The sequence below is a fragment of the Pseudarthrobacter sp. O4 genome, from assembly GCF_050157025.1.
In the GTDB taxonomy this organism is placed as follows: Bacteria; Actinomycetota; Actinomycetes; order Actinomycetales; family Micrococcaceae; genus Arthrobacter.
The window spans coordinates 691,300-717,832 of record NZ_CP189591.1 but is presented as its reverse complement, the minus strand read 5'-3'; the positions used below and the strand labels follow the sequence as shown (position 1 = coordinate 717,832).

General features: G+C 62.8%; 21 protein-coding genes, 2 pseudogenes and 1 other annotated feature. Of the genes and pseudogenes, 13 read left to right on the top strand and 10 right to left on the bottom strand.

What is annotated here, in order from left to right; all coding sequences use genetic code 11:
* Positions 1-79 precede the first annotated feature (79 nt).
* From nrdF to ACQCSU_RS03245, 5 genes and pseudogenes are all read left to right on the top strand, one after another.
* Positions 80-1,054 (top strand): class 1b ribonucleoside-diphosphate reductase subunit beta, encoded by a 975-nt coding sequence (gene nrdF / locus ACQCSU_RS03265; protein ID WP_024368367.1) that lies wholly within the window; start codon positions 80-82, stop codon positions 1,052-1,054.
* Between the two features lie 182 nt (positions 1,055-1,236).
* Positions 1,237-1,607, top strand: a pseudogene (locus ACQCSU_RS03260) (transposase); the annotation flags it as partial.
* 288 nt (positions 1,608-1,895) lie between these two features.
* A complete protein-coding gene (locus tag ACQCSU_RS03255) occupies positions 1,896-2,333 on the top strand; it encodes a DUF1003 domain-containing protein (protein WP_426978254.1) in 438 nt (145 codons plus the stop codon).
* Between the two features lie 177 nt (positions 2,334-2,510).
* Positions 2,511-2,807 (top strand): hypothetical protein, encoded by a 297-nt coding sequence (locus ACQCSU_RS03250; protein ID WP_354243523.1) that lies wholly within the window; start codon positions 2,511-2,513, stop codon positions 2,805-2,807.
* A gap of 47 nt (positions 2,808-2,854) precedes the next feature.
* Positions 2,855-3,022 carry a hypothetical protein gene (locus ACQCSU_RS03245; protein WP_426978253.1) on the top strand — a complete coding sequence of 56 codons (168 nt, stop codon included), beginning with the start codon at positions 2,855-2,857 and terminating at the stop codon, positions 3,020-3,022.
* Positions 3,023-3,396: 374 nt separating this feature from the next.
* Positions 3,397-3,531, bottom strand: a sequence feature (AL1L pseudoknot).
* Here the strand turns inward: ACQCSU_RS03245 and ACQCSU_RS03240 are convergent.
* Complete coding sequence (locus ACQCSU_RS03240) at positions 3,486-3,800, bottom strand: transposase (protein WP_426978252.1); 315 nt, start codon at positions 3,798-3,800, stop codon at positions 3,486-3,488. It overlaps the preceding feature by 46 nt.
* Before the next feature lie 223 nt (positions 3,801-4,023).
* On the opposite strand from ACQCSU_RS03240, the pseudogene ACQCSU_RS03235 reads away from it, so the two are divergent.
* The 6 genes and pseudogenes from ACQCSU_RS03235 to ACQCSU_RS03210 form a co-directional block, all read left to right on the top strand.
* A pseudogene (locus tag ACQCSU_RS03235) lies at positions 4,024-4,329 on the top strand (fumarylacetoacetate hydrolase family protein); the annotation flags it as partial.
* Positions 4,330-4,557: 228 nt separating this feature from the next.
* A complete protein-coding gene (locus ACQCSU_RS03230) occupies positions 4,558-6,156 on the top strand; it encodes a PucR family transcriptional regulator (RefSeq protein ID WP_354243517.1) in 1,599 nt (532 codons plus the stop codon).
* Positions 6,153-7,097: a glutaminase gene (locus tag ACQCSU_RS03225; protein WP_354243516.1), complete on the top strand. Its 945-nt coding sequence runs from the start codon at positions 6,153-6,155 to the stop codon at positions 7,095-7,097. Before ACQCSU_RS03230 ends, ACQCSU_RS03225 begins: the two co-directional genes overlap by 4 nt.
* Before the next feature lie 74 nt (positions 7,098-7,171).
* Positions 7,172-8,686, top strand: coding sequence for an amino acid permease (locus ACQCSU_RS03220; RefSeq protein ID WP_426978250.1), 1,515 nt, complete (start codon positions 7,172-7,174; stop codon positions 8,684-8,686).
* Positions 8,687-8,952: 266 nt separating this feature from the next.
* Positions 8,953-10,710 carry a thiamine pyrophosphate-dependent enzyme gene (locus ACQCSU_RS03215; RefSeq protein ID WP_354243723.1) on the top strand — a complete coding sequence of 586 codons (1,758 nt, stop codon included), beginning with the start codon at positions 8,953-8,955 and terminating at the stop codon, positions 10,708-10,710.
* Positions 10,711-10,802: 92 nt separating this feature from the next.
* On the top strand, positions 10,803-11,075 hold the full coding sequence (locus ACQCSU_RS03210) for a hypothetical protein (RefSeq protein ID WP_426978248.1): 273 nt from the start codon (positions 10,803-10,805) through the stop codon (positions 11,073-11,075).
* Between the two features lie 1,240 nt (positions 11,076-12,315).
* Here the strand turns inward: ACQCSU_RS03210 and ACQCSU_RS03205 are convergent.
* From ACQCSU_RS03205 to ACQCSU_RS03195, 3 genes are all read right to left on the bottom strand, one after another.
* Positions 12,316-12,690, bottom strand: a complete 375-nt coding sequence (locus ACQCSU_RS03205) for a hypothetical protein (RefSeq protein WP_354187900.1) — start codon at positions 12,688-12,690, stop codon at positions 12,316-12,318.
* Positions 12,691-12,820: 130 nt separating this feature from the next.
* Entirely contained in the window at positions 12,821-13,327 is a 507-nt protein-coding gene (locus tag ACQCSU_RS03200; RefSeq protein WP_354187901.1) for a hypothetical protein, read from the bottom strand.
* Positions 13,328-13,963: 636 nt separating this feature from the next.
* On the bottom strand, positions 13,964-14,443 hold the full coding sequence (locus tag ACQCSU_RS03195; RefSeq protein WP_354243504.1) for a DUF2087 domain-containing protein: 480 nt from the start codon (positions 14,441-14,443) through the stop codon (positions 13,964-13,966).
* 527 nt (positions 14,444-14,970) lie between these two features.
* Here ACQCSU_RS03195 and ACQCSU_RS03190 point away from each other — a divergent pair.
* The gene (locus tag ACQCSU_RS03190) at positions 14,971-15,219 is read left to right on the top strand and encodes a type II toxin-antitoxin system Phd/YefM family antitoxin (protein WP_354243501.1); all 249 of its coding nucleotides are present in this window, start codon (positions 14,971-14,973) and stop codon (positions 15,217-15,219) included.
* The gene (locus ACQCSU_RS03185) at positions 15,216-15,476 is read left to right on the top strand and encodes a type II toxin-antitoxin system RelE family toxin (RefSeq protein WP_354243498.1); all 261 of its coding nucleotides are present in this window, start codon (positions 15,216-15,218) and stop codon (positions 15,474-15,476) included. Before ACQCSU_RS03190 ends, ACQCSU_RS03185 begins: the two co-directional genes overlap by 4 nt.
* Positions 15,477-15,803: 327 nt before the next feature.
* Here the strand turns inward: ACQCSU_RS03185 and ACQCSU_RS03180 are convergent, their stop codons facing one another.
* From ACQCSU_RS03180 to ACQCSU_RS03155, 6 genes are all read right to left on the bottom strand, one after another.
* Entirely contained in the window at positions 15,804-19,007 is a 3,204-nt protein-coding gene (locus tag ACQCSU_RS03180; protein WP_426978245.1) for a type I restriction endonuclease subunit R, read from the bottom strand.
* Positions 19,004-20,413 (bottom strand): hypothetical protein, encoded by a 1,410-nt coding sequence (locus ACQCSU_RS03175; RefSeq protein WP_426979698.1) that lies wholly within the window; start codon positions 20,411-20,413, stop codon positions 19,004-19,006. The genes ACQCSU_RS03180 and ACQCSU_RS03175 overlap by 4 nt, the downstream gene beginning before the upstream one ends.
* Positions 20,414-20,450: 37 nt before the next feature.
* Complete coding sequence (locus ACQCSU_RS03170) at positions 20,451-21,584, bottom strand: PDDEXK nuclease domain-containing protein (protein ID WP_426978243.1); 1,134 nt, start codon at positions 21,582-21,584, stop codon at positions 20,451-20,453.
* A complete protein-coding gene (locus ACQCSU_RS03165) occupies positions 21,581-22,696 on the bottom strand; it encodes a restriction endonuclease subunit S (protein WP_426978241.1) in 1,116 nt (371 codons plus the stop codon). Before ACQCSU_RS03165 ends, ACQCSU_RS03170 begins: the two co-directional genes overlap by 4 nt.
* Positions 22,697-22,785: 89 nt before the next feature.
* Positions 22,786-24,429 carry a type I restriction-modification system subunit M gene (locus ACQCSU_RS03160; RefSeq protein ID WP_426978240.1) on the bottom strand — a complete coding sequence of 548 codons (1,644 nt, stop codon included), beginning with the start codon at positions 24,427-24,429 and terminating at the stop codon, positions 22,786-22,788.
* Positions 24,429-26,492 (bottom strand): hypothetical protein, encoded by a 2,064-nt coding sequence (locus ACQCSU_RS03155; protein ID WP_426978238.1) that lies wholly within the window; start codon positions 26,490-26,492, stop codon positions 24,429-24,431. Before ACQCSU_RS03155 ends, ACQCSU_RS03160 begins: the two co-directional genes overlap by 1 nt.
* Positions 26,493-26,533: the final 41 nt, after the last annotated feature.

The window sequence follows — 26,533 nt, the reverse complement described above, 5'->3', positions numbered from 1 at the left end:
TCTGCTGAAGTACGACGGCGGGAGCCCGCCCGCCGTCGTACGCTTAACTTCACGAAGAACCCAACTTTTAGGGGATGACATGACCGAGAAGGTCAAGCTGCTTAGCCACGTTGAAGCGATCAACTGGAACCGCATTCAGGATGACAAGGACGTGGACGTCTGGAACCGCCTGGTCAACAACTTCTGGCTGCCGGAGAAGATCCCGCTGTCCAACGACGTGCAGTCGTGGGCGACGCTGACCCCGGACGAGCAGCAGCTCACCATGCGCGTGTTCACCGGTCTGACCCTGCTGGACACCATCCAGGGCACCGTCGGCGCCGTCTCGTTGATTCCGGATGCGATCACCCCGCACGAAGAGGCTGTCTACACGAACATTGCCTTCATGGAGTCCGTGCACGCGAAGAGCTACTCCTCCATCTTCTCCACACTGGCATCCACCAAGGAGATCGACGAGGCGTTCCGCTGGTCCACCGAAAACGTAAACCTTCAGAAGAAGGCCCAGATCGTCATGGACTACTACCAGGGCGACGATCCCCTGAAGCGCAAGGTGGCCTCCACGCTGCTGGAGAGCTTCCTCTTCTACTCGGGCTTCTACCTGCCGATGTACTGGTCCTCACGGGCCAAGCTGACGAACACGGCCGACCTGATCCGCCTGATCATCCGCGATGAGGCCGTGCACGGCTACTACATCGGCTACAAGTTCCAGAAGGGCCTCGAGGGCCTGTCCGAGGAGCGCAAGCAGGAGATCAAGGACTACACGTTCGAGCTGCTCTTTGAGCTGTACGAGAACGAAGTCCAGTACACGCACGACCTCTACGACTCCGTCGGCCTGGCTGAGGACGTCAAGAAGTTCCTGCACTACAACGCCAACAAGGCGCTGATGAACCTGGGCTACGAGGCCATGTTCCCGGCATCCGTCACCGACGTGAACCCGGCGATCCTCTCGGCGCTGTCGCCCAATGCCGACGAGAACCACGACTTCTTCTCGGGGTCCGGGTCTTCTTACGTGATTGGCAAGGCTGTTAATACCGAGGATGACGACTGGGACTTCTAGTTCTTTTGTGAGATGTTGACCTATTTGGAAGAATCGCTTCCTATTTGGAAGAAACGCATCGTCTAGTTGGAAGTCTTCCAAGTAGCTGTCACTAAAGGCGCCCCTGCACGGTATGAGCTGCCGCGGAGATCTCGGACAGTGGGCCCTCTTAAAATGAGGGTCTACCGAAAGTAGAGATCAGCATGACAGCATCACGCAGACGATTTACCCAGGAGTTCAAGGACGAGCTGTGCCGCGAGGTGATCAACACGTCCAAGCCGATCAAGGACGTGGCCACCGCGTACGGTGTCGGCCCCGAGACGCTCCGCAACTGGCTGATCAAGTACCGCGAGGCCAACGGCGGCACGGAGACGGAGCTGACGGTGACGGAACGGGCCCGGCTGAAGGAGCTCGAGCGCGAAGTTCAAGAGCTGCGGGCGGAGACTGCCTTCTTGAAAAAGGCCAGCGCTTACTTCGCGCGGGAGCAGCGGCAGTGAGCAAGTATGAATTCATCGATTCCCAAAAAGCTGAGCCCGCCAATCTGAATTCGGTGGTGAAAATGTGCCGCTGGTTGGCCGGCCGACCGGACAAGTGCTCCGGGCTGCCTACTGGGTTTCGCTGACAACACGCGATGAAGCTTTGATGCGACAAACGGGGCCCGGCGCAGGATCTCGTTCTCCTGCTCCAGCAGCCGGATCCGCTTCCTGGCATCCCTGCTGGCTTCGCCCGGTAGTAGGGCCCGTCAGCTCCTTGTCGGGCTGGCCGACTGGGCGGTCGCTGACACCGGGTTGGGCAACCGGTTCCTGAGAGTGCCTGTCTCAGTCCCTCGTAGATTCCTGAACCGCCGGGACTACTCTGAGGCATGAATAATCGAGTACAGACCTGGCACGACAAGCACAAAGCATCCCTGACACGAGGCCAGCGGGCCGCCGATGTCATGCGCAACGGCATGGGAAGCTGGCCCTTCGTGGGAAGCTTCATCGGTTTCATGCTGATTTGGGCCGCCATCAACACCTGGGCGCTGGCGAACAACGCCTGGGACCCGTATCCCTATATTCTTTTGAACCTCTTGCTCTCCATGCTGGCCGGGCTCCAAGGCGCCATCCTGCTTATCGCCGCCAAGCGCCAGGATGCGATCGCCGCGGCGATGGCGCAGCACGACTACGACACCAACGTGAAAGCAAAAGAAGAGATCGAGCTTTTGATGGACATCAACAACCAGCAACTGGAAATCCTGCACGAGCTAAGAAGGCTGGCGACCGCGGAAGGCCTTGACCTGGACCGCAGCCCGGGCACCTGACACGCCGTTACCCTCCCAATATCCGCGCACTTCACCGTGCGCAGGGCACAACGCAGAGGTCGGTGGATCTCACCGCCGGTGTCTGGCACTGGATGAGCATCGGGGCGGACTGGCTTTCACAGCCTCCCCATAGGCAATCGGTGCCCTGTTCCCATGTGGGGAGCCCATGATCAGGGTATGAGCGCATGGAGAAGAAAAATAGTTCCCGGGCTGGCAGCCGTCGCGGGGTTTCTCCTGGTCGCAGCCGGCGTGGCCGGAATCGATGAAATGGCCAACGCCAAAATACCGGGTCTGGCCACCGGAACCGTCCAGACAACGACCATGAACACCGAGCCGGGGCTTGAGCATGTCCTTCTGGCTGGCCTGAACCAGGGCACACTTCCCGGTGGTTTCCCGAATGATGAACCCCGGGAAGACAAGTACGACGAAAACTATCTTGAAACACTCCACTTCCAGCCACGTCCCCCGGCCTGAGAACACCGGACCACCAGCAGGCCATCGATACCGGAACGAAGAACTTCATGAGCCGCGTCAAGAGCTACTGGTACTGCAGCACCGCGCTGGCCATCACTTGGGCTATGGTCCTGATGCTGGTTCTCAGCATTCGCGGACCGTCCGGTGAGCAACCCTTCCTGTTGGTCTTCGCCGGATACTGCCTCGGATGGGTTTCAACCACGATCGCGAGATAATTTTATCCCCCTCCTGCGCGCTGGGCCCCCCGGGAATCCTGGCTAGGAATCCTCAGCTGCGGTGCTCCCGGAACGCTCCGTCACTGTTCGAAATCGCGGTCGCTCATCGGCTGCTGAAGCCTGGCCAGTTGTGGCCAGGGCCGTTTGACGTTCCTGACCCACGCGGGAATGAGGCCACTGCTGGTCCCCGATCAGACTGCGATACCAGGGCAAATTGGGCTCGTGTCTGATTGACATTCTCACCAGGCGGTCATTTTCCGCCGTCCGTACAGGGATTCCGGTGTCTACGCCGTGTCCTTTAGCGCCTTGACGATGGCGGCGTCCGTGACGGTCCGGGCGGCGGGTGCTTTGGCTTTCCACGACCGGTAGGTCCGCGGGGCGACCTGCACGCCGTGCTCACGCAGGACCTTGCAGGCCGGCTCGACCCCGTGGCCATCGGCACGCAGTTCGTCGATGAATCCGGCTATTTGCGGCGGCGAGGGTCGAGCTCCCTCGCGAAGAAAATCGAGGCCTTCTTCATGATCTCGTTTGCCTCCCGCAGCTCACGGTTCTCACTCTCCAGCTCCCTGATCCGGGCCTGATCGGCACTGCTGACGCCGGGGCGTTCGTCCGCGTCGACCTGGGCCTGGAGAACCCACCGGCGCAGGGACTCCCTGCCGATGTTCAGCTTCGGGCCGATGGCAGAACAGGCGGCAAAAACGGAGTCGTACTCACCGAGGTGGTCCAGGACCATCCGCACGGCACGCTCACGCTGATCCTGGGGGTATCGCTTGGGCATAATCGCTATCCTTCACAAAAAAGGAAGCGGCATCAAACCCGGCACGGTTCACTCCCGCAGATTCTTCTCGGATGCCTTGATCCGCGCGACCTCGATCTCTCGATACGTCTTGAGTTTCTCGCGCTTCGTGCTCTCCGTCTGGTGGATCTGGATCGACTCGCGCACAACATCCACGATCTGGTTGAGTGCGCTGAGTGCATCGGCCGAGCTGAGCTTCCCCACCGCCAGGATCAGCCGGCCGTTCGAAGAGCTCGTGGCGGCGACGTTCGGAAAGCACCACCAGTACCCGGACGGGTTCGCGCTGTTCACAGGCACCCTTTTCGCCCCGACCCAGGACAGGGACGAGCCGGGGCAGGGGTTCACGCAGCAGTTGGGCGACGTTGTGACCATCCGCAGCAGCCATCTCGGAGCTCTCGTCAACTGGGTGGGCTCTGCGGAAGAGCTGCCGGAATGGTCGTTCGGCCTGCGGCAGCTGTTCGATTATCTGCATGACCAGCGCTTGGTCCAGGAATCCGCGCTCACCGCTTGATAACCGACACGGGGTAAGGCGGCCCGACTGGCCGCGGAAGGCTGCAACTGATGAGGACGACGGCGGGAAGCTCCCGCCGTCGTCCTCAGCGGGTTGGCATTGGTTCCGGGACCGAAAAGGCACCGCTGGTTTTAGGCCCGTATACATACTTTCCGGGCTTTGCTCTGGATAGCATTGGGTGTACGGACAGAGCCGTCCGGACGGGTGTCAAATGTCAGAAGGAAGCACATGGCCGCAGCTACAGTGGACGACATCCTGTCGGATCTCCCTCTGGGTTTCGCCAGTCTCATTCTTCGACCGTCCCGCGCCGATTCTCCGATCGAGCGCTTCCTGATCGTTGACGCCGACGACGAGACTTCCGACGGCGGGGCTGCGTTCGTCCTGCTTATCGGGGTTCGCGGACGCTCTGCGTTGCCGGCGCTGCGGCGTCTTCTGACGAATCCTCCCCTGGTGCTGGCTGTCAAGGGCAGTCCCGAGGAATTAGGGGAAGCTGAAGAGCTGCTCCGGGCTGCCGGAACGGGTCTCTTTCTGGTGGACCCGGCCGCGGACTGGGACCGGCTCCTGTCAATTGCCAAGGACCGGATTCAGCCACGCAGCTACCAGAGCGAAGTGCTGACGCTGTTGGAAGAAGACCTGTTCGCCATTGCTCAGACGACGGCCCGCCTGACGTCGAGCCACGTTGTCATAGAGGACGCTGCCAACAAGGTCCTGGCCTACTCCACGGTGTCGAACGACATCGACGAGCTGCGTAAGGCATCGATTCTGGCCCGGCGTGGTCCGCGCAAATACGAACTTCTCCTCAAGGATCTTGGTGCCTACCGCGAACTGCATCGAACCCGCCTGCCTGTCAGAGTTCCGGCCAGGCCCCAGGACGGTCTGAGGGAGCGCGTCGCGACCGCCTTGTTCGCAGGCGATCGCGTTATGGGGTACATCTGGCTCCAGGAAACAGGGGATGGCTTCGGCGCGGACGTTGACTATGTATTGACCGGATCAGCTGCGCGAGTGTCAGCCGAGCTCATCCGCTACCGCAACCAGCAGTCGGTGCACATGCGCGAGGACAGGATTGTCCGTATCCTTTCGGGTCCGGCAGAAGCCGCGGCGAGCGCCCACAGCGAGAAAATCCCCGCGGACCGCCCAACAGCGCTGATGCTGATAGGAATGTCAGCCGCTGAAGCGCAGGCAGACGATGCAGCCCTCAAACATGGGGAGCTCGCCAACCTCGCGTCCATACATGCGGCAGCCTACAAACCGTCAGCCATAGTGGGACAGTTCAACGGCGACACCGCCGTGATCATCCCGGCGCTCCAGTCCACCAACGCCGAGGCCGGACTTCGAAGCGTTGCCGAGGCCATCGTCAGGGACGCCAGCAAGCATCTTGGCATCACTCCATTCGCAGCAGTGGGACCAATCGCCCCCGATCTGCTGTCGATTCATTCGGTGACCCGCAAAACGGAGGCATTGCTCGGCTGCATGCGGCGGTCCGGGGACGTCTCTGTGGCCACTGTGGACGATTTCGAAACGGACATCCTTTTCCACGAAGCAGTTGAGAACTTCACGGCCTCGGCCTTCCGTCATCGCAGCCTCTGGGCTCTCCTCCGCGACGATGGCGAGCTGGCCGAAACCCTTCGGGCTTATTTCGAGGCGTCGCTGGATGTGGCCGCATGCGCCCAGCGGATGAAGCTGCACAAGAATACCGTCTACTACAGGATCAGCAAGGTCAGCCGGGTTACCGGCCTGAACTTCAGCGATCCCCGCCATTCATTGGTCGCCCTCCTTCACATACAGGAGTGGGCCGGCACGCATAAGGAGCATCTGGGCAAGAAATGATGACAGCACTCGATTCGCCGCCTCTTGGCCTGGTCCTGGATGACATTGTCCGCAGCCACCGGCCCCGGAGTGAAGCAGGGTCGGTTCCCGCCAGCATCCCCCACCTGTCATCGCCGCCGTTCGACGGTTTCGGAATTGCGGTGGCCACCACGTCCGGGGACGTGTTCAGCTCCGGTGACGCCGATCTTCCCTTCTCCATCCAGAGCATCTCGAAGGTCTTCACCCTGGCCATGGCGCTCAGCGCCAATGACCCCGATGCGCTCTGGTCACGGGTGCTCCGCGAACCGTCAGGAACGTCCTTCAACTCCCTTGTGCAGCTTGAAGTGGAGCACGGGATTCCGCGGAACCCGTTCATCAATTCGGGCGCTCTGGTGGTCACGGACCACCTGATGGAAAGATTTCCCGACGCCGCTGGTCAGGTCCTGCGCTTCCTCGCCGGTCAGGTGGGTCACCAGAATGGAAGACAGAGTCCGTTCATCGACGAGGTGGCCGCAAAGAGTGAGCTCGCCAACAGCAGCCGCAACCTGGCCCTCGCCCACTTCCTGAAGGACTTCGGCAACCTGCGGCGGCCCGCCGAATCGGTCGTGGAGAACTACGTCAGGCAGTGCTCCATCATGATGACCTGCGTGGAGATGGCCAAGGCCGGCCTCTTCCTCGCACAGGACGGCCGCGGAGCACAGGGAACCGTCGTCTCCAGGAGCGAGGCGAAACGCATCAGCTCCATCATGCTGACCTGCGGCATGTATGACGCGGCCGGCGAGTTTGCCTACCGCGTCGGCCTTCCGGGGAAAAGCGGTGTGGGCGGCGGCATCCTGGCCATCGTCCCCGGCGAGTGCGCCATCTGCGTCTGGAGCCCCCGGCTGGATTCCAAAGGCAATTCCCTGGCCGGGACAGCGGCCCTCGCTGATCTGTCCGACCGCACCGGGTGGTCAGTCTTCTGACCTGACCCCAGCTGTCCCCACAATTTCCCGCTAGTACCCCCATTTAGATCTTTGACAGGTCGAAAGGAACACCCATGCCCAGCAACCCCAATGACGAGGTTGGTTTGTACGAGGCCGACGGCGGCCACGCCCATGCCCCGGATGCCCTGATCCATGCCGAAGACGCCGGCTACCACAAGGGCCTCAAGGCGCGGCAGATCCAGATGATCGCCATCGGCGGCGCGATCGGCACCGGCCTGTTCCTCGGTGCCGGCGGCCGGCTCAACGCCGCCGGGCCGTCCCTGGTGATCGCCTATGCCGTCTGCGGCTTTTTCGCTTTCCTGATCCTCCGCGCGCTGGGCGAACTGGTGCTGCACCGGCCGTCGTCGGGCTCGTTCGTGTCCTACGCCCGTGAGTTCTTCGGGGAGAAGGCGGCTTATATCTCCGGCTGGTTCTACTGGATCAACTGGGCCACCACCACCATTGTGGACATCACGGCCGCCGCGCTCTACATGAACTTCTTCGGCAAGTACGTCCCCTGGATGGGGGCGGTGCCGCAGTGGGCCTGGGCCCTGATCGCGCTGGTGGTGGTTCTTTGCCTCAACCTCGTCTCGGTCAAGGTCTTCGGCGAACTCGAGTTCTGGTTCGCCCTGATCAAGGTGGCGGCGCTGGGGGCGTTCCTCATCATCGGCACGTACTTTGTCATCTTCGGCACGCCGGTGGACGGCCAGGATGTCGGGCTGAGCCTGCTCTCCGACAACGGCGGCATCTTCCCCAACGGCCTGCTTCCGATGATCATCCTGATGCAGGGTGTGCTGTTCGCCTACGCCTCGATTGAGCTGGTGGGCACGGCCGCGGGTGAGACCGAGAACCCGGAAAAGATCATGCCCAAGGCCATCAACTCGGTGGTGCTCCGCATCGCCGTGTTCTACGTGGGCTCCGTCATCCTGCTGGCGCTGCTGCTGCCGTACACGTCCTACGAGAAGGGTGTGAGTCCCTTCGTGACGTTCTTCGGCTCGCTGGGGATCCAGGGCGTGGACGTCATCATGAACCTGGTGGTCCTCACCGCCGCCCTGTCTTCGCTCAACGCGGGCCTCTACTCCACGGGCCGCATCCTCCGCTCCATGTCCATGGCCGGCTCGGCGCCGAAGTTCGCCCAGCGCATGAACAGGGCAGGCGTCCCTTACGGCGGCATCGCCCTCACGGCGGTGGTCTCGCTGCTGGGTGTGCCGCTGAACTATCTGGTGCCCGCGCAGGCCTTCGAGATCGTGCTGAACGTGGCCTCGGTGGGAATCATCGTCACGTGGGCCACCATCGTGGTGTGCCAGATCCAGCTCAAGCGCTGGGCGGACAGGGGCTGGGTGGAACGCCCCTCCTTCCGGATGTTCGGTGCGCCCTACACCGGCTATCTGTCGCTTCTGTTCCTGCTCGGCGTGCTGATCATGGTCTTCATCGATTCGCCGCTCACGCTGCTGGTGACCCTCGTGGCCTCTGCCCTGATGGTGGCCGGCTGGTATGCCTGTCGGAAGCGGATCCACGAGATCGCCGAGACCCGGAAGGGCTATACGGGCGCCGCCCCCGTGGTGGCCAACCGGACTCCAATCCGCTAAGCGATTACCCTGCCACCGCCCCCGGTTCGGCTGCCCAATCCCCTCACCAAAGGACTGAAAGCCCCCATGAAGCTACTAAATCCGCTGAGTCCCAACACTTCGCCTACGGAAAGCCAGGCGACAGACAGTTGCGAGGACGGCTGCTTCTTCTGCACCGGACCGGAAACAGACTAGGCACCACCAATCGTTCCGCTGGTTCCAGCGGAACTGCCCTGCACCCTCACCCAACGCAACCAACCCAACCCAATCCGAGAAGACAAGAAGTGATGACAACGGAGTCCGCAGCAACCATGACCGCAACCGACACGCAGCCGTTCGAAGGCGACACCATCAACCAAGGCCCCGTACAGCCCGTCCCATCGACTATCCCGGCGAACCTGAATGGCGGCGGTACCCTGAAATCCGCCGGGCACGTAATTGTTGACTCCCTCGTGGCCCACGGCGTCGAACGCACCTTCGTTGTTCCCGGCGAGAGCTTCCTGGACGTCCTCGACGGGATGCACGGTTCCGACATCGAGACCGTGGTCTGCCGCCATGAGGGCGGCGCCGCCTACATGGCCGAAGCGGACGGCAAGATGAACCAGCGTCCGGGCGTGGCCATGGTCACCCGCGGGCCTGGCGCGGCAAACGCCCACGTTGGCCTGCACACGGCCTGGCAGGACTCCACCCCGATGCTGCTCTTCGTCGGGCTGATCCCGTTTGCGCACCGGGACCGGGAAGCGTTCCAGGAATTTGATATCAAGGCTTGGTTCGACACAGGAGCCAAGCGCGTCATGGTCCTCGATCACGCCGAGCGGGCGTCCGAGATCGTTGCCGAAGCCATGTTCGCGGCAATGAGCGGTCGGCCCGGCCCGGTTGTGGTGGGCTTGCCGGAAGACATCATCCGCCAACTGGTGGATCCTGCCCTGCACCCCACCATCCCGGTGGCCACGGGCGGCATGAGCACCACCGATGCCGCAGCACTGGCCGCAGCCCTTGCAAAGTCCTCGAAGCCCCTTTTTGTGACGGGCGGCAACGACTGGACCCAGGACGCGGCCGATCAGCTCACCGGATGGCTCGAAAAGCACCATATCCCGGCCGCCGCGGAATGGCGCACGCAGGGAACAGTACCCTTCGACTCCCCGTCCTATGTGGGCCCGATCGGCTACGGCCGCCCCCGCCCCACGTACGACCTGCTTGAGGAAACCGACCTGCTCGTTTTCGTCGGAACGGTCCCGGGCGATGTGATCACGGACGGTTTTGTCTGCAGGCAGGACTGGAACAAGCAGAACTTCCTGGTCACCATAGATCCCTCTTTGCGCGGCCGCTCCGGCCCGGTCTCACGGCAGATTGTGGCAAAACCGGACGCCTTCGTCCGGGATCTCCTTGAAATCGACCTGCCCGTGAAAGACGAGTGGAAAGCATGGACGGCCCGGATGCGCGCCGAGCAGACGTCCTTCGCAAGCCTGCCCCCGGCCACACCGGGCGTAGGGCCCGCAAAGATGGACACCCTGATGGCGAACCTCGTCCCGCGGCTGCCCGAGGACGCCATGGTGACGTTCGGGGCCGGCGAGCACACCAACTGGGCGCACCGGTACTTCCCCACCCGGCGCTACGCCTCCATGATCAGCGCCAGAAACGGATCCATGGGCTACTCCGTGCCCTCCGCCATCGCCTCCTCGCTGGCCAGCCCGCAGCGCCGGGTGGTCACCATCGCCGGCGACGGGGAATTCCTCATGAACGGCCAGGAGCTGGCCACCGCCGCCCAGTACGGAGCCACGCCGCTCATCATCGTGATGGACAACCAGGAGTACGGCACCATCCGCACCCACCAGGAACGCCACTACCCGTCCCGGGTTTCGGGTACGCAGCTGAAGAACCCTGATTTCGGCCTCATGGCCCAGGCCTTCGGCGGTTTCGGCATCACGGTCACCCGGGACAAGGACGTGCCGGCCGCCCTCGACGCAGCGCTTCAGGCCATCGACCAGGACGGGGTGTTTGCCCTCATCCACCTCATCGTCGAACAGCGCGTCAAAGCCTACTGACTAGACTAGCGGCCGTCGTCGGAGTCCCGACTCCGACGGCCGCTTCCCCTGTGCAGCTGCCAGTAGAACCACGGCCGGTGCACGATACGCTGATGGAATATTCCGAATGGATTTTTGGGGGCGCCATGCTGAACTACTTTCGCGAGCGGCAAGAAGCGCTGGGAGCTACTCCCGGGCGGCGGATCTACAACTATGCCTCTGGTGCCGTGATCCTTGTAGTCATGGCATTGGTTTTTGCGGTCCTCGCACCTGCGTGGATTTTTTGGATCGCCTTCGCCGTGTCTTGTGTTCTGGATGTCTTCTTGACCAGAAAGTGGATCAGAGAAGATGCGCTCAGAGCTTACCGAGCCGGTCAGCATCAGTAAAATTCCTCAGCGGACGGCGTTGGAGCGCGGGACTGGCGCTGATTTCGCAGTTGTCTTTCGTCAAGCCGCGGGTGCTGGATGTCAGGACGGGATGAAGAGGGCGGGCCTCCACAAGGGCCTCGACCCGGCTCAGGACCTTCGCCCGTGCCTCATGGATACCGGCCAGTATTCCCGCCAGCCCTCATACACACGCCGCCAGACCCGGCCGCATGCCCGACTCTTCGTACTCGTCCCTGAAGGGATCACCAAGATCTGCGCAGTAAGGATTACGGGGTCTCTAGCCCCGCCGCTGCGCCGTGCCGGAGTTTGTGCGCCGAAATAGGCCAGAAAGTTGGCACAGCAGACCAACTCGGCGAACTACGCACCGGCGCTACAAACTTTCAACTAAACGGCCCACTATGACCAGACCATCGGGCAAGCGCCCCGCGGCATTCCGCGGATTCGTTGTTGCAAGTGCTTCCAATTAGATCTACATCTCACAGCTTCTGTGAGATGTCGACCTAGTTGGAAGAACCTCTACCTAGTTGGAAGAAACGCATCGTCTAGTTGGATGTCTTCCATATGGACGGCTGGTTGGATGTCTTCCAAATGGACGGCTGGTCGACCAGAGGTTTAGATCGCCAAACGCATGGTCCTTCTGCCAATTACTTAGTCTTTGGCAAACGTATTTGGGCTTTTGGTCCTTTGGCTGCCACCAAAGCGGGCCCTGCACGGGAAGTCGTGCAGGGCCCGCTTTGTGAGCTTCCAGCCATGTAGCCATCTTCCTGCTCGTGTTGCCTGACCGAATCGGCATCCGCGTCGAGCTCCCTCAGCTGATGCTTCGAGGATAGCGATCGGAGCAGCCGTGTCGTTCATATGGACAGCCTAGCCGCGGGGATTGACTAACGAGCTTCAGACTGGTTATTGCGCCTCGGGTGCCGGGGATTCCTCGCCGACCCGGGCGGTGTCGATCTACTAGCACGGCGTTGGCACGAGCTCCAGCCCATGTCCACCAGCGAAGCCTCCCGTTCGGCTCACGGATCATGACAGTGGAATTACCGGAAACCCGGTGTGCACATTCTTCCCGCAGCTCGCCCAACTTGGTCACGGCCCTTTTGGACGGCAGCACGCCGGCGGGAGTGGCCCCGAGCAGCACCCGCCGCGTTGCATCGCTCAGGGCATAGGACGCGGGCTGCGGCATGCTTGACCATTTGGAGTCGGCGGACTTTGCAGACGGTTCAACGTAGGCGCGGTGGCGCTTTCAATCGACGTAGTTCACCTGCCAGGCCATGCGTCCGAGCGGAAGAAGCCGCGGACCGTCAACTTTGCGCTGGAGCACCATTGGGTCAACGGAGCCGATTTCCTCGCGACCGTGCAGTATTGCTACCTGTGGGTCCGCAGTGAAAACGGCCATGAGGTCCCGGTAGTGGATGCCGCCGTACTTTCGCTCAGCTTCGGGCCCCATGAAGAGCATCCCTTGGTCGGAATCGAGGTGTCCAGTTTCCACCAGCCAGGCTGCGATCTCTTGCCACTCGCCCGGCGACGCGAGTTCGAGCCCGGAGAACCACTCGTGCCAGGTACTGGCCCCTACTCGACGCTCCTGCAGGGTCAAGCCCAGGAGTTGCTGTGCTGCCACGTGGAAGGTCTTCCAAATCGCTGTGTGTGGCGATGCGGCGAAAGTGTCGGGACACGGCAACACCCCCTTCCCGAAGGCCACCTGCTGGCGGCCGGTGCATCGGAAGGGGGTGTTACCAGTGGTGTACGAATCAGGCGTCGGCGGACTCCTCCACCGGCTCGACAGAGGTCTCTGCCGCGGCTTCTGCCGCCTTTTCGGCAGCTTCCGCGTCAGCCTCGGCGGCGGCCTCCGCAGCTTCGGCGGCGGCTTCCTCTGCAGCCTTCGCGTCAGCGGCTGCCTTTGCGGCTGCCGACTTCGCTGCTGCGGTTTCACGCTTCTGCGCCTGGGTGGCCTTCTTGGTGATCTTCTTGGCCTCCTGGGCGGCGCGCTTCTGCGCGGCATCCGCAACGGTGGCAGCCTTCTTCGCCTCGGCGGCAGCCTTCAGGGCGGTGACCTTGGCCTTCACCGCGGCAAGCTTCGCGGCGGCCGCCTGCTTCTTCAACTCCGCCTTGGCCTTCGCCTCGATGGCCTTTGCGGACGCCTTCGCGGAGACCGAGTGTGCGGACTTGGTCGGGGCCGCGTTGGCCACACCGGCACCTGCTCCGGTGAGAACGGCGGCGGTCAGGACGACAGCGCCCAGCTTCTTTGCAATCGACATGCGTAATGCTCCAATCATGTGTGGCCCGGGCAGTGCGGGCGGGGATCCGGCTCGCCGGTTGCCGTCAGCCTAAAGTGGAAGCAGAGCGCTGTTCAACCGGAAGCGCCGATGCTTGGCAGAACCTTGGCGAATGTTGAGGCTTCAGTCATCCAGGCCCCCCATATTGTGCCGGACGCTTTCGCGATGGACGCCTGCCAGTCTTCGCCGCCGTCCCCGGCCCGCCAACTCTTGCTGATCCACTTCAGTCGTCATGGGATCCATGGTTCCGCTCACGATCAGTCCTTCCTGCCAGGCACCGGCCGGCGTGTCAGGCCACTCTGGATCCACCGTTAGACACTCCCGCGGCCGGTGACCTTCGGCGGCCAGTGGGTCCGGGAATGTGGCGCTTGCTGACTCGACAGCAGTTGGCGCAGGACTCCCGCGCGGCTCGGAGACGGCGGTAGTAATCCCGGTCTTCCCGACAGGCGGGGAGGCTGGCGAGGTCGGGTCGCCGGGGCTGAATCGTCGTTCAGCGCGGGTAGGTCAGGGCGTGGAAGCATACGGGATCGGTGCATCGTCGTGGGCCCGGATACAACCTTCTTCCAAGCTGTTGCGCTCGGACAGGTTTTGACGCTATGAGAACGCCAAGTTCGAAGCCTATGGTTCGTCGTGCCGCGAGTAGGAGGAGCCGGAGGGCGTCCGTTCCAATAGTCCGAAGTCGATCATGTAGCGGCGCAGCATAATGACATCATCGGTATAACTGAGGAGCCGTTGATTTACCTGCTTTTCCGTTAGGTGTTCGCCCGGCTCGATGGCTTCGCTGACAATCCAGGCCAGGAGCTCCCGCCGTTCCGCCATGTTGGCTGGATACCTCTCGATCCTGCCCAGGCGCATGAAGCGAGCCAATCCGGTCTGCGCCTGTCGGCGGGGTTGCTGCGTGAGCAGGTCGCGGAAGATCGACTCAGACGCCTCCAGTTCGTTGGCAGCATTCCGTTCGACGAGCCCTGACTCAAGAAGAGCGGCGATGGCCCGGTTTCGCCGTTGGTCATTCAGATCAGCAACCACGTCGGGGGGCTTGGCGCCCAGCACGATTTGCGCGTAGGCGGTCCGCGCGTCGTTGTTGGCGAGGGCTGCCACCACTCGCCGCCAGTGCGGTCCGCTCAGCCTCGTCCCTCCGGTCACAGCGTTTTCCTCACTCTGCGTCTGCCCCCGTCTGTGCTGGTCACCGTGTGCTTGGTCAACAGGCAAAATCGTAGTCCTGCGCGGGTGTGACGGACAGGGTCTGCGGGCGGCAGGCCGGCGGCCTGGACCTTGAGGATGCCTTGGCGGTGTTGAGGTGACGTTTGGTCGCAAACGAGAGGAGAACTAGGCTCTGTCCGGCTAAGCGCGGCCCCTTGCTGATCGGGTCGACGGAGTGGTGACACAAACTTCCAATTAGTCGGGCCACCATGATCCAGTTCGCTTGACGGCTGGTCGCAGATTTCTACCCGGTCAACTGTTGGAAGGTCTTCCAAATAGATCTACATCTCACAGCTTCTGAATAACTTATGAAGGACGGCGGCTGCGGGCGAAGAAGTTCCCGGCATCTGTTGAGGTTCCGGGCACTTCTTTATTCCACGAAGGCTCCCATGTACACTTTGTGCACTTAGGTGTACGTTTAACGAATGTCGACCATCAACATCACGGATGCGCGAGCTCATCTGCCCGAGCTCCTCAGCATGGCTGAATCCGAGCCGGTATTCATTGAGCGCCGGGGGCGCCGGGCAGCCGTTCTGGTATCACCGGAGCGCTACGAGCAGATGCTCGATGCCCTGGAAGAAGTCGAGGACATCGCAGCGTTCGACGCGGCTATGGCCGAAGAGGGCGGAAACATCCCCTGGGCCCAAGTGAAAGCCGATCTTGGCTGGGCATGACCACCTACCGGATTGAGGTCCGTCCTGCGGCAATTCGGGCCCTCAAACAGGTCCACCCGAGCGACCGCGATCGGATCCAAGGCGCTATCGCACTCCTTGGATCCGATCCCAGGCCACCCAAGGCCATCGCCTTGCGTGGCCGTCCGGGCTTTCGGGTGCGTGTTGGCGACTATTGGATCATTTATACAATCCACGACGATGTCCTGCTGGTGGTCGTGGTGACCCTTGGCCATCGCCGCGACGTCTACAGCAAATAAGCAGCGCGGCGCCTGCGTGCACCCTCCGCACCGCGGATGACTAGCTCGCCTGCAACTCCGAGGTCGACTGCTGGGGGTCGCCGTTTGTATCGCCATTATTGAGTTCGTTCTTTACGGCGGCTGCTCTGAGCCGGGACTTCCAATCGGAAGGACTGCCGGCTTCGTTTCCCAGTGGGATTGCTTCCCATCCACGTCAGAGCAAGCAGCAAGGCCAACACAGTCCTAGAACGATGCGGGCGGCGTTGGCCGCTCCGACCCTTGCTACCTTGCGCGGCTTAGCCTTGAGTTGAGGTGCGGGGTCCGGCGTCGGCGGAGCATTCCTTTGTGTTATCCCCGTGCCTCTGCGAACCGCGGTGCCATGGATTCCATCTGCTCCATGACCAATTTGATCGCCTCGGGCTGTTTGTCCGGTGGGTAGCCGAAGCGGACCAAGAGCCGCTTGATCGAGGATCGCAGTTTGGCCCGCACATCATCGCGCACGGTCCAGTCGGTCCGGACGTCCCGCCGCATAACGGACACCAACTCCCGGGCAATATCGGCCAGGACGCCTTCGCCCTGGACCTCCACCGCAGACTCGTTCTGGGCCACCGCATCGTAGAACGCCAACTCATCGGAGTTCAGCGGGGGAGTGAACCGGGCTCCGCGGGTGCCTTCGGCGGCCACTTCACGGGCCAGCTCCACCAACTCCGCAATGACCTCTGCCGACGTCAGCTGCTGGTTGGTGTATTTTTGCATCAGCTCGGTGATGCGCTCGGAAAACGCGCGCTGGCGGATCACATTGTTCCGCGTCGTTGCGGCCGACTCGTCGGCAATCAGCTTTCGCAGGGCCTCGATGGCCAGCTGCGGGTTGCGGGCCTGCTGGGTCTTGGCGATGAACTCCGGGGTCAGGTCATCCAGGGAAGGCTTGGGCATACCCGCAGCCTCGTAAATGTCGAGGATCTCACCAGAAGATGTGGCCGTGGCAATCAGCTCGCCCAGCAGACGTTGGATGTCCTCAGGCACCGGCTCGCCGGAAGCCTGCCGGTCGGCGGCGTCGTACTTCGCCATCCAGACCCGGATCTCCTCGTACACTTTGATCTGCGGCAACAATTCAGCCATCGTCTCAGAGCCGGAGCAGAGTGCCCAGACACGGGAGAGCTGGCTGGACAGCCGGCGGTAAGCCGCCGCCGTCGTCTCCCCATCGGAGGACTGATTGCCCGGGGTCTCCGGTGCGCGCAGGTAGTTCACAGCCCCGGTGACCGCGTTCAGGAACGCCTTCGGCCCGCCCTTCATCAGGACCGCCCGCCAGTCGTACCCAGAGAGCAGGGCGGAGATCTTCGAAACCAGCTCCATCGCCACCGTGATCGCGTCGTCGATGTTCTTGCCGACCGGCTTCTTCTCCTGGTCCGAGCGCGTGTACTCGCCCAGCGCCTTGGCCAGGTTCTCCGCCAACGGAGCGTACGCCACCAGCAGCCCGTCCTCCTTGCCGCGGAAGGTGCGGTTCACCCGTGCCAGGGTCTGCATCAACAGCGCACCCTTGAGCGGCCGGTCCAGGTACAGCGTATGTAGCGGAGGGGAGTCGTAGCCGGTGAGCATCATGTCCTTGACGATCACCAGCTCCAGCTCGTCGTCCACATCCTTGAGCCGCTCCTTGATCTGAGCGTTCAACGAATCGCGGCGCACGTGGTCGGAGACCGGCGGCACGTCGGTCGCGTTGCCCGAGTACACCACCTTGATCCTGCCCTTGCCCAGATCGTCCGAGTGCCAGTCCGGCCGCAGCTCCACGATCGCCGTGTACAGCTTCGCGCAGATTTCCCGCGTCCCGCCCACGATCATGGCCTTGCCCGGCGCCTCGATGAACTTGTGCATCCGGGCGCTGCGGTTCTCCCAGTGCGTCACCAGGTCCGCGGCCAGCGCCGCGATCCGCTGCGGCGCACCGTAGACGGCGTTGACGACGGCGACGCTCGCCTCGATGCGCGCCCGCTCGGTATCATCCAGGCCGGTTGTGTATTCGTCCGCTGCCCGGTCCAGGATTTCCTCCGTGACCTCCGAGGCCAGCCCCACCTTGATCAGCCGGGGCTCGAAGTAGACGGGCACGGTGGCGCCGTCCTCCACGGCCCGGGAGAGATCGTAGATGTCGATGTAGTCGCCGAAGACGTCCTGGGTGTTGCGGTCGTCGAAGGAGATCGGCGTGCCGGTGAAGGCGATCAGTGTGGCGTGCGGCAGGGCATCTCGAAGGTGCCGGGCGTAGCCGTCGAGGTCGTCGTAGTGGCTGCGGTGCGCCTCGTCCACCACCACGATGATGTTCCGTCGGTCGGACAGCAGCGGGTGGTCGGTGCCGGCGTCCTTCTCGGCCTTGCTGCGGCCGAACTTCTGCAGCGTGGTGAAGTAGATGCCGCCGGTGGTGCGGTTGGAGAGTTCGTCGCGCAGTTCGGAGCGCTTCTTGATCTGCTTGGGCGACTCGGCCAGCAGAAGGCTGCGGGAAAAGCCCTCGAACAGCTGCCCGTCGAGTTCGTTGCGGTCCGTGATGACGACGACGGTCGGGTTCTTCAGCCTGGGGTGCCGGGCCACCAGGTTGGTGTAGAGCTCCATTTCCATCGACTTTCCCGAGCCCTGCGTGTGCCAGACGACGCCGGCCTTGCCGTTGCTCTCGACGGCGTGGACGGTGCTGCCCACGGCCTTGGTCACGGCGAAGTACTGGTGCGGCTTGGCGATGCGCTTAGTGAGCCCGTCGGAGCCGCCGTCGAACGCGGTGAAGTTGCGCAGCAACTGCAGGAACCGTTCCGGTTCGTAGAGTCCGTACAGGGCTGTCTCCAGCGGGGTGACGGCTTCGCCGGCTTCCATGTAGCCGGGGGCCACCGGCACGCCGTCGTCGTCGACGTTCCAGGGGGAGAAGTGGTTCAGGGGAGTGAACGGCGTGCCGTATTTGGCCTCGATGCCGTCCGAGGCGAGCGTGAAGACGCAGAAGCGGAAGGCCAGGGGGAACTCGCGCAGGTAGGTCTGGAGCTGTGCGTGCGCGGCGGCGACGTCGGCGTGGGAGCTGCCGGCCTTCTTGAGTTCGATGATGCTGACGGGCATGCCGTTGCAGTAGAGCACGAGGTCGAAGCGGCGTTTGTAGTCGCCCTGGACGAGGGTGACCTGGTTGACGGCGAGCCAGTGGTTCTGATCCGGGTCCGTGCTGAGCAGCCGGATGGTGGGGTTGGTCTCGGTGCCGTCGGCGTCGATGTAGCTGAGCCGGAAGCCGTCCACCAGGTAGCCGTGGATGCGGTGGTTCTCGGCGAGGGCGTCGTTGGACTTCGGCGAGGCGATCTCCGCGACCGCCTGCTGCAGGTACTGCACGGGAACCGCCGGGTTGAACCGCTGCAGGGCCGCGAGCAGGCGCGGCCTGATCAGCAGCTCATCCCAGGAATCGCGCTCGTCCGTGCCGGGTGCGATGTCCTGGCCGGCTTTGGGCTGCCAGCCCAGCGGCTCGGCCAGCCGGTCAAGTGCGATACCTTCCCAGTCGGCCTCCGAAAAGCCGAGCGCGGGTATCTTGACGGGTGCTGTGCTCACGGGGTCAACTTTCCTGCTGTGGGGTGTTCAACGAACTCACCGTCGTCGTCCAAGTACAAGTTGTTGTCTTCGAACTCTCGAAGCCTTTGCGCAAATAGATGCCCATCTGCATATCGGCCAACCAGGCTTCCTGCGCCATCTATGTTGGCCGTGATGACTAGGCGTACGAGCATGACCGCAATGTTCGAGATCAAGTAGCTCTGCAGAGCATCGGGGAAGGGCCCCGGTTTGGGATGCTTGATGGAGTTGTATCGCTTGGCGATGCCCCGGGCCAGTCCGACCTCGGATGCAGCAATCTGGCTCCAATCAAGGCCGAGAGTTGAGATGCATCGGAGGGCGTATGTGGCTGTAGTCGGATTCTTCCCTCTCCACGTGACCTCCTCACCCGCGGCTATTTCTAAAAGCACGCCAGCGGCTTCAATGGCAATTCCAGAGCTGGTCATTCGGTCTTCTACAAGCGCCGACCGTCCAATCACGGCGGTAATTGGCAATATGACGCGCTCCCACTTTGAGTAGAGACGGTTCCATAAATGAAGGCCATCGTTTCCAACATCGGCGAGTCTCCCAATTGGATGCTGCAGCGAATTTTTGTCCGGAACCGGCTCTTGATAGTCGCCAGCCGTTGCGCGGCTCACGAGAGCTACATAAGGTCTGTCGTAAACCTCTCCCGAAAGCAGTCTTGATGTGTAACGCGAGTCTCTTATCTCATGGCTGCGAAAGCGAACGCCACATTCGAACATGACCTTGAGAAGAGCGACCAGTTGTCGTTGCTCGGCTAAATGCCGGCTGACTGGCTTCGGTATGGCGAATGAGCTAGTCAGAACAACCGAGTCGACTACCTTGAGCCCGCTAGGGTCATCGGAGTCCCGCCACGTTGTTTCTAGCAACATGGTCGCATCACCGTGAGTCCACGACTCCACGTCCAAGGCTTCTACTTCGATGACCATCTTCTGTGCGCGATTTTCTGCGGTTCTGTGGACGGTCTTGGAGATGGAGGAAAATTGAGTCCACTCCTTCAACCCATCGAGCGTTGACCGCACCTCGGTCACTTCTAAGGGGCTTTGCGGGTCGCCGTCCCGTCTGTGGAAGACTGCCTCTCGAACGCCCAGTCGACCGAACGCGGTGCCTCGGCCCAAGTTCTCGGTTCGCCCGGTGAAATGGCAGTCGAATAGCGTAATGTCGCCATCTTCTGATTGAAACAGAAGATTAGAAGGGATGTCGTGATCCGTGAACCACTGCTCGGGGGTTGTGAACTGCGAATCGCCCGACGAGCGAATGTACGGGATTTCCACCTCAAGCCCTCGATTAGGATCATTCGACAGGGTTGCAACGACCCACGATGTGTCCGGATTGCCGTCGGCGACTAGGCCGGCGACGGTGGTGCCTGGTGCCAGGCTCCTCATCATGATGCCCACGCCGAACTGACAACTATTTGCTTCTGTATCACGGTTTCTCCCCCTGGTTGGCCGGATCGGTAATGGAATTCTCTTGTGCCAGTTCGGCCTCAAGCTCTTCGATACTCGGAAGGCTGGAGGCGAATTCTTCCGGTAGCGACTTAACGATTTCTGACTTCCATTCGGACACTCCGATGGGCATGGATGAGCTGCGGAGCGCGTATTCGGCCACCAGGTTGTTCTTGGACTTGCACAGCAGGAGCCCGATGGTGGGCTTGTCGTCCGGGTAGGCCAGCAGGTCATCGACCGCGGCCATGTACATGCCAAGCTGCCCGAGGAAGCCCGGATCGAACTTCACCGCTTTGAGTTCAATCACCACGTAGCAGCGGAGCTTGAGGTGGTAGAAGAGGAGGTCGGCGAAGAATTCGTCACCGTCGATCTCCAGCCGCACCTGTTCGCCGACGAAAGCGAAGCCTTGGCCCAGCTCCAGTAGGAACTTCTCGATGTGCTGAACCAGCTGCGTCTCGAGCTCGCGTTCGTGGCGCCGGTCCGTCAGCGCGAGGAAATCGAAGACATACGGATCCTTGGTGGCTTGCTGGGCAAGGTCGGAGTCCGACGGCGGCAGCGTCGCCGTGAAATTGGTGACTGCCTTGCCGGAGCGTTCGTTGAGCCGGGTCTCGATGTTATGGACCAGCACCGCCCGTGACCAGCCGTTCTCGACGGCGGCCGCGGCGTACCAAAGGCGGGATTCGGTATCGCTGAGCTTGTCGAGCAGTATCACGTTGTGGCCCCACGGCAATTGTGCAACGCGTTGCACAATTGCCTGTTCGGGCCACGCTTCGGCGAATGCTCGCATGTACTTCAGGTTGCGAGGCGAGAAGCCCCTGGCGCCCGGGAACTCGGTTTTAAGGTCCGCGGCAAGGCGGTCAATGACCCGGGTGCCCCACCCTTCGTCGTTCTGCCGCTCAAGAATCAGCTTGCCAATGGCCCAGTTCGTCGCCGAGAGCTCCCGGTTGATGGCAGCGGTGGCGCGGAGACGACCTAGCGTGATTCGCTGGGCGATTGCATCCAAGAGCTGCGGGTACCAAGCGGGCATGGCGCTCTTGGCCGGTGTCGACGGAAACGACGCAGCATTCGCGTGCTTCCGCAATCCCGGCTCAATGGCACCCTGGTCCGGATTCATACGCCGGCTTCCTCCAGGACTCTCTCGGCTTCCTTCACGCGAAGCTTGCCGGACATGAGCTGAGGGAGGAGGGTGTCGCGGGTGGTTGCCAGCTTCGTGTTTTCCGAGAGGCCGTTTGAGGCTGCGGCGTGAAGCGGTTCCGCCACAGCGACAAATTCCTTCATCACCTGTGGCTCAGCAAGCCTGACTTTGAATTTTTTGAAGTTGCCGCGGCTCAATTCAAGAAAGGTTGCCCCGTTGGCCAGTGAAATGAATTCATCCACCCGGCTCCGCATTTCGTGAAAAAACCAAAGACGCAACTCCGGGTCTTGAGGTTGAACAACGATGAACCCCTGGTTGACGGCCATCGGTTGCTGCGCCAGCGCGAATGCACCAATAGTTGCCCGAGATGTCATGAGAATTGCGCCGGCCGGGTAGAGGTCGGAAGCGCAGGCTGCTAGCCCGTCTTCCGAGATCCGGCGCGAAGTGGCGGACAGATAGGGTCCTTGGAGAGCAGTCACATCGGTCGGCGTCGCCCACAACACATCGCCGTTCCAGAATTCCGGGACGGAAGTACTCGGAGTGCCACCACCGCTCACCTTTGCTACGTCACCAAACGTTTGCTCCGAAAACGGCAGGGCCCGGACTCGTTGTTGAAATTCGACGGCCGCAAGTTGTTCCGCAGTCGAAGCCAGATTGGTGTTGGCGGCGATCTTGTCGTCGAGCGCTCCCAGGATCTCCGCGATCGCCCGCTGCTCCGAAAGTGGAGGAAACGGTACGGTCAGCCTTGCCAGATCGGAGCCGCGGATGCCGGCCGCTGCGACCTGTTGGACGATTGTTTCAATGTTCCTGCGGCCCTGAGATGATCGAAAGTAATAGTAGTAGAAAGCTGGAGAAGCAATCTCGCGAGATATTCGAACTCGCATGAGGTGACTCTCAAATGTGCGTTCGCCCTCGAACGGCAGCACCATCGAACACTTGCCCGCTCCCTCATAGGTCAGAGACTGACGGGCAAAGAGAAGGTCCCAGCTCGTCAGCAGACTGTGGCCACGCTCCTTTTCGGTGAGGGGCGCCAGTTCGCATTTCTGATCAGAGATACGGTCAAACGCAAATATCTCCTTCATATTGATCATCGGAATTCCTGAGCCTCGTTGGCTCGAGGCATAGCTGACGCCGTTTCTAAGAGGGACAGCGAATAGCTGTCCGAATTTGATGTCAGCCCTCACAAGACCCTCCCCAGCTGCTCCCGAACAACCGCCGCCAGGCGCTCGGACTCCTCGAACTGCTCGAATAGCTCCTTTGACAGCCGTGCGATCTTCTCTTCGATCGGCTCGCCGTCGTCCTCTACCTCAGCCGCCCCGACATACCGGCCGGGCGTCAGCGCGTAATCCGCAGCCTTGACCTCGGCGAGGCTGGCCGAATAGCAGAAGCCGGCTTCGTCGTCGTACGCCAGACCTTCCTCAACCGCCGATGTGGTGCCGCGCCACGCGTGGTAAGTCCCCGCGATCTTGGCGATGTCCTCATCGGACAGGGCGCGCTCGGCGCGGTCCACCATGTAGCCGAGGTTGCGGGCGTCGATGAAGAGCACCTGGCCGGTCCGGTCGACGGACCCCCGCGAGCCCGCCGACTTGTCCTTGGCGAAGAACCAGGTGCAGACGGGGATGCCGGTACTGCGGAATAGCTGGGTGGGCAGCGCCACCATGCAGGAGACAAGGTCCGCTTCCACGAGCTGGGCGCGGATCTCGCCCTCGCCGCCGGAGTTGGAGGACATGGAGCCGTTGGCCATCACCACGCCGGCGCTGCCGCCCGGGGCGAGCTTGGAGATGATGTGCTGGATCCAGGCGTAGTTGGCGTTCCCGGCCGGCGGGATGCCGTACTTCCAGCGGGGGTCGGACTCGGAGCGGGCCCAGTCCTTGATGTTGAACGGCGGGTTGGCCATGATGAAGTCCGCGCCGTTGTTGCCGGTCAGCTCCGGGTGCTGGTCGCGGGCGAAGGTGTCGCCCCAGCGGGAGGCCAGGTTGGCGTTGAGGCCGTGGATGGCGAGGTTCATTTTGGCCATCCGCCAGGTGCGCTCGTTGAGCTCCTGGCCGTAGACGGAGATGTCCGAGCCCTCCTTCTGGTGGTGCTCCAGGAACTTCTCGGTCTGGACGAACATGCCGCCGGAGCCGCAGCAGGGATCGTAAACCCGCCCGCGGTTCGGTTCGAGCACCTCCACGAGCACCCGGACGACGCCGGCCGGGGTGTAGAACTCGCCGCCGCGCTTGCCCTCGGCCCGGGCGAACTTCTCCAGGAAGTACTCGTAGACCTCGCCGAGCAGGTCGCGGGCCTTGCTGACGCCCTGGCCGGTGAAGCGGGCCGAGTTCAGCAGGTCCAGCAGTTCGCCCAATCGGCGCTGGTCCACGTTGTCGCGGTTGAAGATGCGGGGGAGCGTGGCGGCCAGCGTCGGGTTGGCGGCCATGATCATGTCCATGGCCTCGTCGATGAGCTGGCCGTTCTGCTTGGGCTCGGCGCCGTCCATCGCCGGCAGGCCCTTCGCGTTGTCGGCCAGGTAGGTCCAGCGGGCCCGTTCGGAGACCCAGAAAACGCCGCGGCCGGTGTACTCGTCCACGTCGTCGATCAGCTGGGCTATCTGCTCCTCGTTGAGCCCGTCGGCCTCCAGCTCGGCCTGGATCTGCCCGCGGCGCTCCTCGAAGGCATCCGAGACGTACTTCAGGAACACCAGGCCCAGGATCACGTCCTTGTACTGGGAGGCATCCATGGAACCGCGCAGTTTGTCCGCGGCCTTCCAGAGGGTGTCCTTGAGTTCCTTCATGGTGGACGGGGCGAGGTCCACCTTCAATGCTGTACTTCTCTTTGCGGCGGGCATTACTGGGTTCCTTCGGTCTGTGGTTCGGCGAGCTTACTGCTGGGGTCTGTCAGGGTGAGGCTTCCGCCCGCGACGCCGTCCGTAATCAGGGTAGCGAGTTCTTCCAGCCGCCCGAGGCGTTCGCGGGCTTCTTGCTGTTCGTGTTGCAGCTGGGCGAGCCATTCGCCCAGATTCTTACGCTGGGCATCCGGCGTGCTGCGCAGGCGCCACTGGCGCCAGGACTTGTCCGCCGCCGGGAGGCTGTTGATGTCCGCGACGACGACGTCGGGCAGCAGCCCGCCGGGGTCCCCGGCGTCGATCCGCAGCACGCGGGCGGGGAAGACGACGGCGGATCCGCCTTGCGTGTCCACCAGCGCCGCGGGACGGGGGCTGGTGCAGAAGACGACGTCGCCGGGTTCGGTGAGGCGCCCGGACGGATTGCTGGCGGCGAAGTCCAGGAGGCTGAGGTGGCGGGACGGGGCGGTATGCGGGTGGATCAGCTCGGCCGGCCCCAGGACTCGAGTCCCGCCGCGTGGCGCCAGATCCGCATCCTCGAGTCGGTTCCCTTTGATGTATTTGAGGTTGCCGGCGGCGATGAGTTCCTGGACGGAGGTGGGCTGAGCCTTCGCGTTCGGATCTCCCGGGAGTACTGCCACCTCGGCGGATTGTTGAGGTCCGCCGGTCTGCAACATGCGTACAAGTTTTTCCACCCGAAGGGCAGCCTCCGCGCCGCTGGAACTCGGAGTAAAGCCGTGGGAAGGCGCTGCCACCAACGACTTCCTGCTGGCCAGCAGGAGGCGGGTCTGCACCAGCCGGGCGAAGCGGAAGGAGTGGGCGCGGATGGTGGCGCGGTCACCCATCGACGCGACGATATCGCTGATGAGGTCCTGGCTGACGTCTTCTGCGAGGGCACGGGTGCTGAGGTCCGCCACCATGGTCCAACGCTCGGCAATGGGCACTTCTGCGAACGACGGTCCCAGTATCCACAGTGCCTGGGCCTCGCGTGGCTTGGAACGCAGCAGTCCCTGGGGCAGCCGCACGATGGCGCGCACCCGGCCGGTGCGCAGAAGCCCGGATCGCAGGCCGGCGGCCCCGGCGGCCAGCGGCAGATCGCAGAGAACCCGTGCCGGCGCGATGATGACTGCCCGCTGCTGATCGTCCATCTGCAGGGCAAGGTGCTCCACCGCGGACAGGATCTGGGATGCGTCCATGCCCGGTTCGCCGGGGGACGGATACTGCGCCACATGGACCACGGCTCCACGGACGGAAAACTCACCGTTTGCATCGACACGGATCTGTCCGCCGTCCACGCCATGAACCCGCAGGCGGCGACGCACCAGGCGGCCTGCACCGCCGTCGTCGTCCGCTGTCAGAAAGGTGACGGGAGCACTTTCGCCGGAAGCGTGCACGACGCCCATCAGGAGGTCGCTGCCGCCGCGTGTGGAGTCGGCAAACACGGGGTTCCCGCCGAGCGTCGCGGCCAGTTCGACAGCTGCCGCGGCAACCAGCCCCACGGCAGGGTCGGTGAGCGCGGTATCTGCGTGCTCCCGGAGCCCCGCCCGGAACCGGGCCGCCAGCAGTTGCTCGAAAGCGGCGGCCGCGTTGTACGCACTGTCCACCAGCCGGTCGGCGAACGCCGCCGTGGAAGCAAGCGACGTTCCCGCGGCCTCCAGCTCCGAATAAAGGAACAGGTCATCGGGATCGCACTCGTCCGCGATGTCCAGCAGCTCAGCCGGGCCCAGCTGCGCCAGCGCCTTGCCGGTCAGTGTCTTGAGCGTCAGCAGGGCTGTGAGGGCGTCGAGTGTGTTTCTCTGGGCGCTGCCGGCGGCGGTGCCGGGCATCCGGGCGAAGGCGGCGACGTCGTTAGCCGCCTCCGGGTTGTTGCCCCGTCGAGTGGCGGCCAGCCAGGCGGCGATGTGGTCGGCGTCGAAGAGTTCGCGGCCGCCTTCGATCGCGGCCGGCTCCGGAAACGGGTGGGCAGACCCGGCGCTGCGTTGGCGCCACATGGAAACGACGGGGCGCTGGACCTGTGCCAGGGCGGCGACGTCCGAAAGGGTCATGCGCAGGGCTTCTGTTTCGTTCATTTTGCGCCTCCTGACGACGTCGACCCCCAGCCTAACGGTGT

Bases quoted from the DNA above. Each gene is read 5' to 3' on its own strand.
- nrdF (WP_024368367.1), top strand. From the start codon at position 80: ATGACCGAGAAGGTCAAGCTGCTTAGCCACGTTGAAGCGATCAACTGG.
- ACQCSU_RS03255 (WP_426978254.1), top strand. From the start codon at position 1,896: ATGAATAATCGAGTACAGACCTGGCACGACAAGCACAAAGCATCCCTG.
- ACQCSU_RS03250 (WP_354243523.1), top strand. From the start codon at position 2,511: ATGAGCGCATGGAGAAGAAAAATAGTTCCCGGGCTGGCAGCCGTCGCG.
- ACQCSU_RS03245 (WP_426978253.1), top strand. From the start codon at position 2,855: ATGAGCCGCGTCAAGAGCTACTGGTACTGCAGCACCGCGCTGGCCATC.
- ACQCSU_RS03240 (WP_426978252.1), bottom strand. From the start codon at position 3,800: ATGCCCAAGCGATACCCCCAGGATCAGCGTGAGCGTGCCGTGCGGATG.
- ACQCSU_RS03230 (WP_354243517.1), top strand. From the start codon at position 4,558: ATGGCCGCAGCTACAGTGGACGACATCCTGTCGGATCTCCCTCTGGGT.
- ACQCSU_RS03225 (WP_354243516.1), top strand. From the start codon at position 6,153: ATGATGACAGCACTCGATTCGCCGCCTCTTGGCCTGGTCCTGGATGAC.
- ACQCSU_RS03220 (WP_426978250.1), top strand. From the start codon at position 7,172: ATGCCCAGCAACCCCAATGACGAGGTTGGTTTGTACGAGGCCGACGGC.
- ACQCSU_RS03215 (WP_354243723.1), top strand. From the start codon at position 8,953: ATGACAACGGAGTCCGCAGCAACCATGACCGCAACCGACACGCAGCCG.
- ACQCSU_RS03210 (WP_426978248.1), top strand. From the start codon at position 10,803: ATGGAATATTCCGAATGGATTTTTGGGGGCGCCATGCTGAACTACTTT.
- ACQCSU_RS03200 (WP_354187901.1), bottom strand. From the start codon at position 13,327: ATGTCGATTGCAAAGAAGCTGGGCGCTGTCGTCCTGACCGCCGCCGTT.
- ACQCSU_RS03190 (WP_354243501.1), top strand. From the start codon at position 14,971: ATGTCGACCATCAACATCACGGATGCGCGAGCTCATCTGCCCGAGCTC.
- ACQCSU_RS03185 (WP_354243498.1), top strand. From the start codon at position 15,216: ATGACCACCTACCGGATTGAGGTCCGTCCTGCGGCAATTCGGGCCCTC.
- ACQCSU_RS03175 (WP_426979698.1), bottom strand. From the start codon at position 20,413: ATGATGAGGAGCCTGGCACCAGGCACCACCGTCGCCGGCCTAGTCGCC.
- ACQCSU_RS03170 (WP_426978243.1), bottom strand. From the start codon at position 21,584: ATGAATCCGGACCAGGGTGCCATTGAGCCGGGATTGCGGAAGCACGCG.
- ACQCSU_RS03165 (WP_426978241.1), bottom strand. From the start codon at position 22,696: ATGATCAATATGAAGGAGATATTTGCGTTTGACCGTATCTCTGATCAG.
- ACQCSU_RS03160 (WP_426978240.1), bottom strand. From the start codon at position 24,429: ATGCCCGCCGCAAAGAGAAGTACAGCATTGAAGGTGGACCTCGCCCCG.
- ACQCSU_RS03155 (WP_426978238.1), bottom strand. From the start codon at position 26,492: ATGAACGAAACAGAAGCCCTGCGCATGACCCTTTCGGACGTCGCCGCC.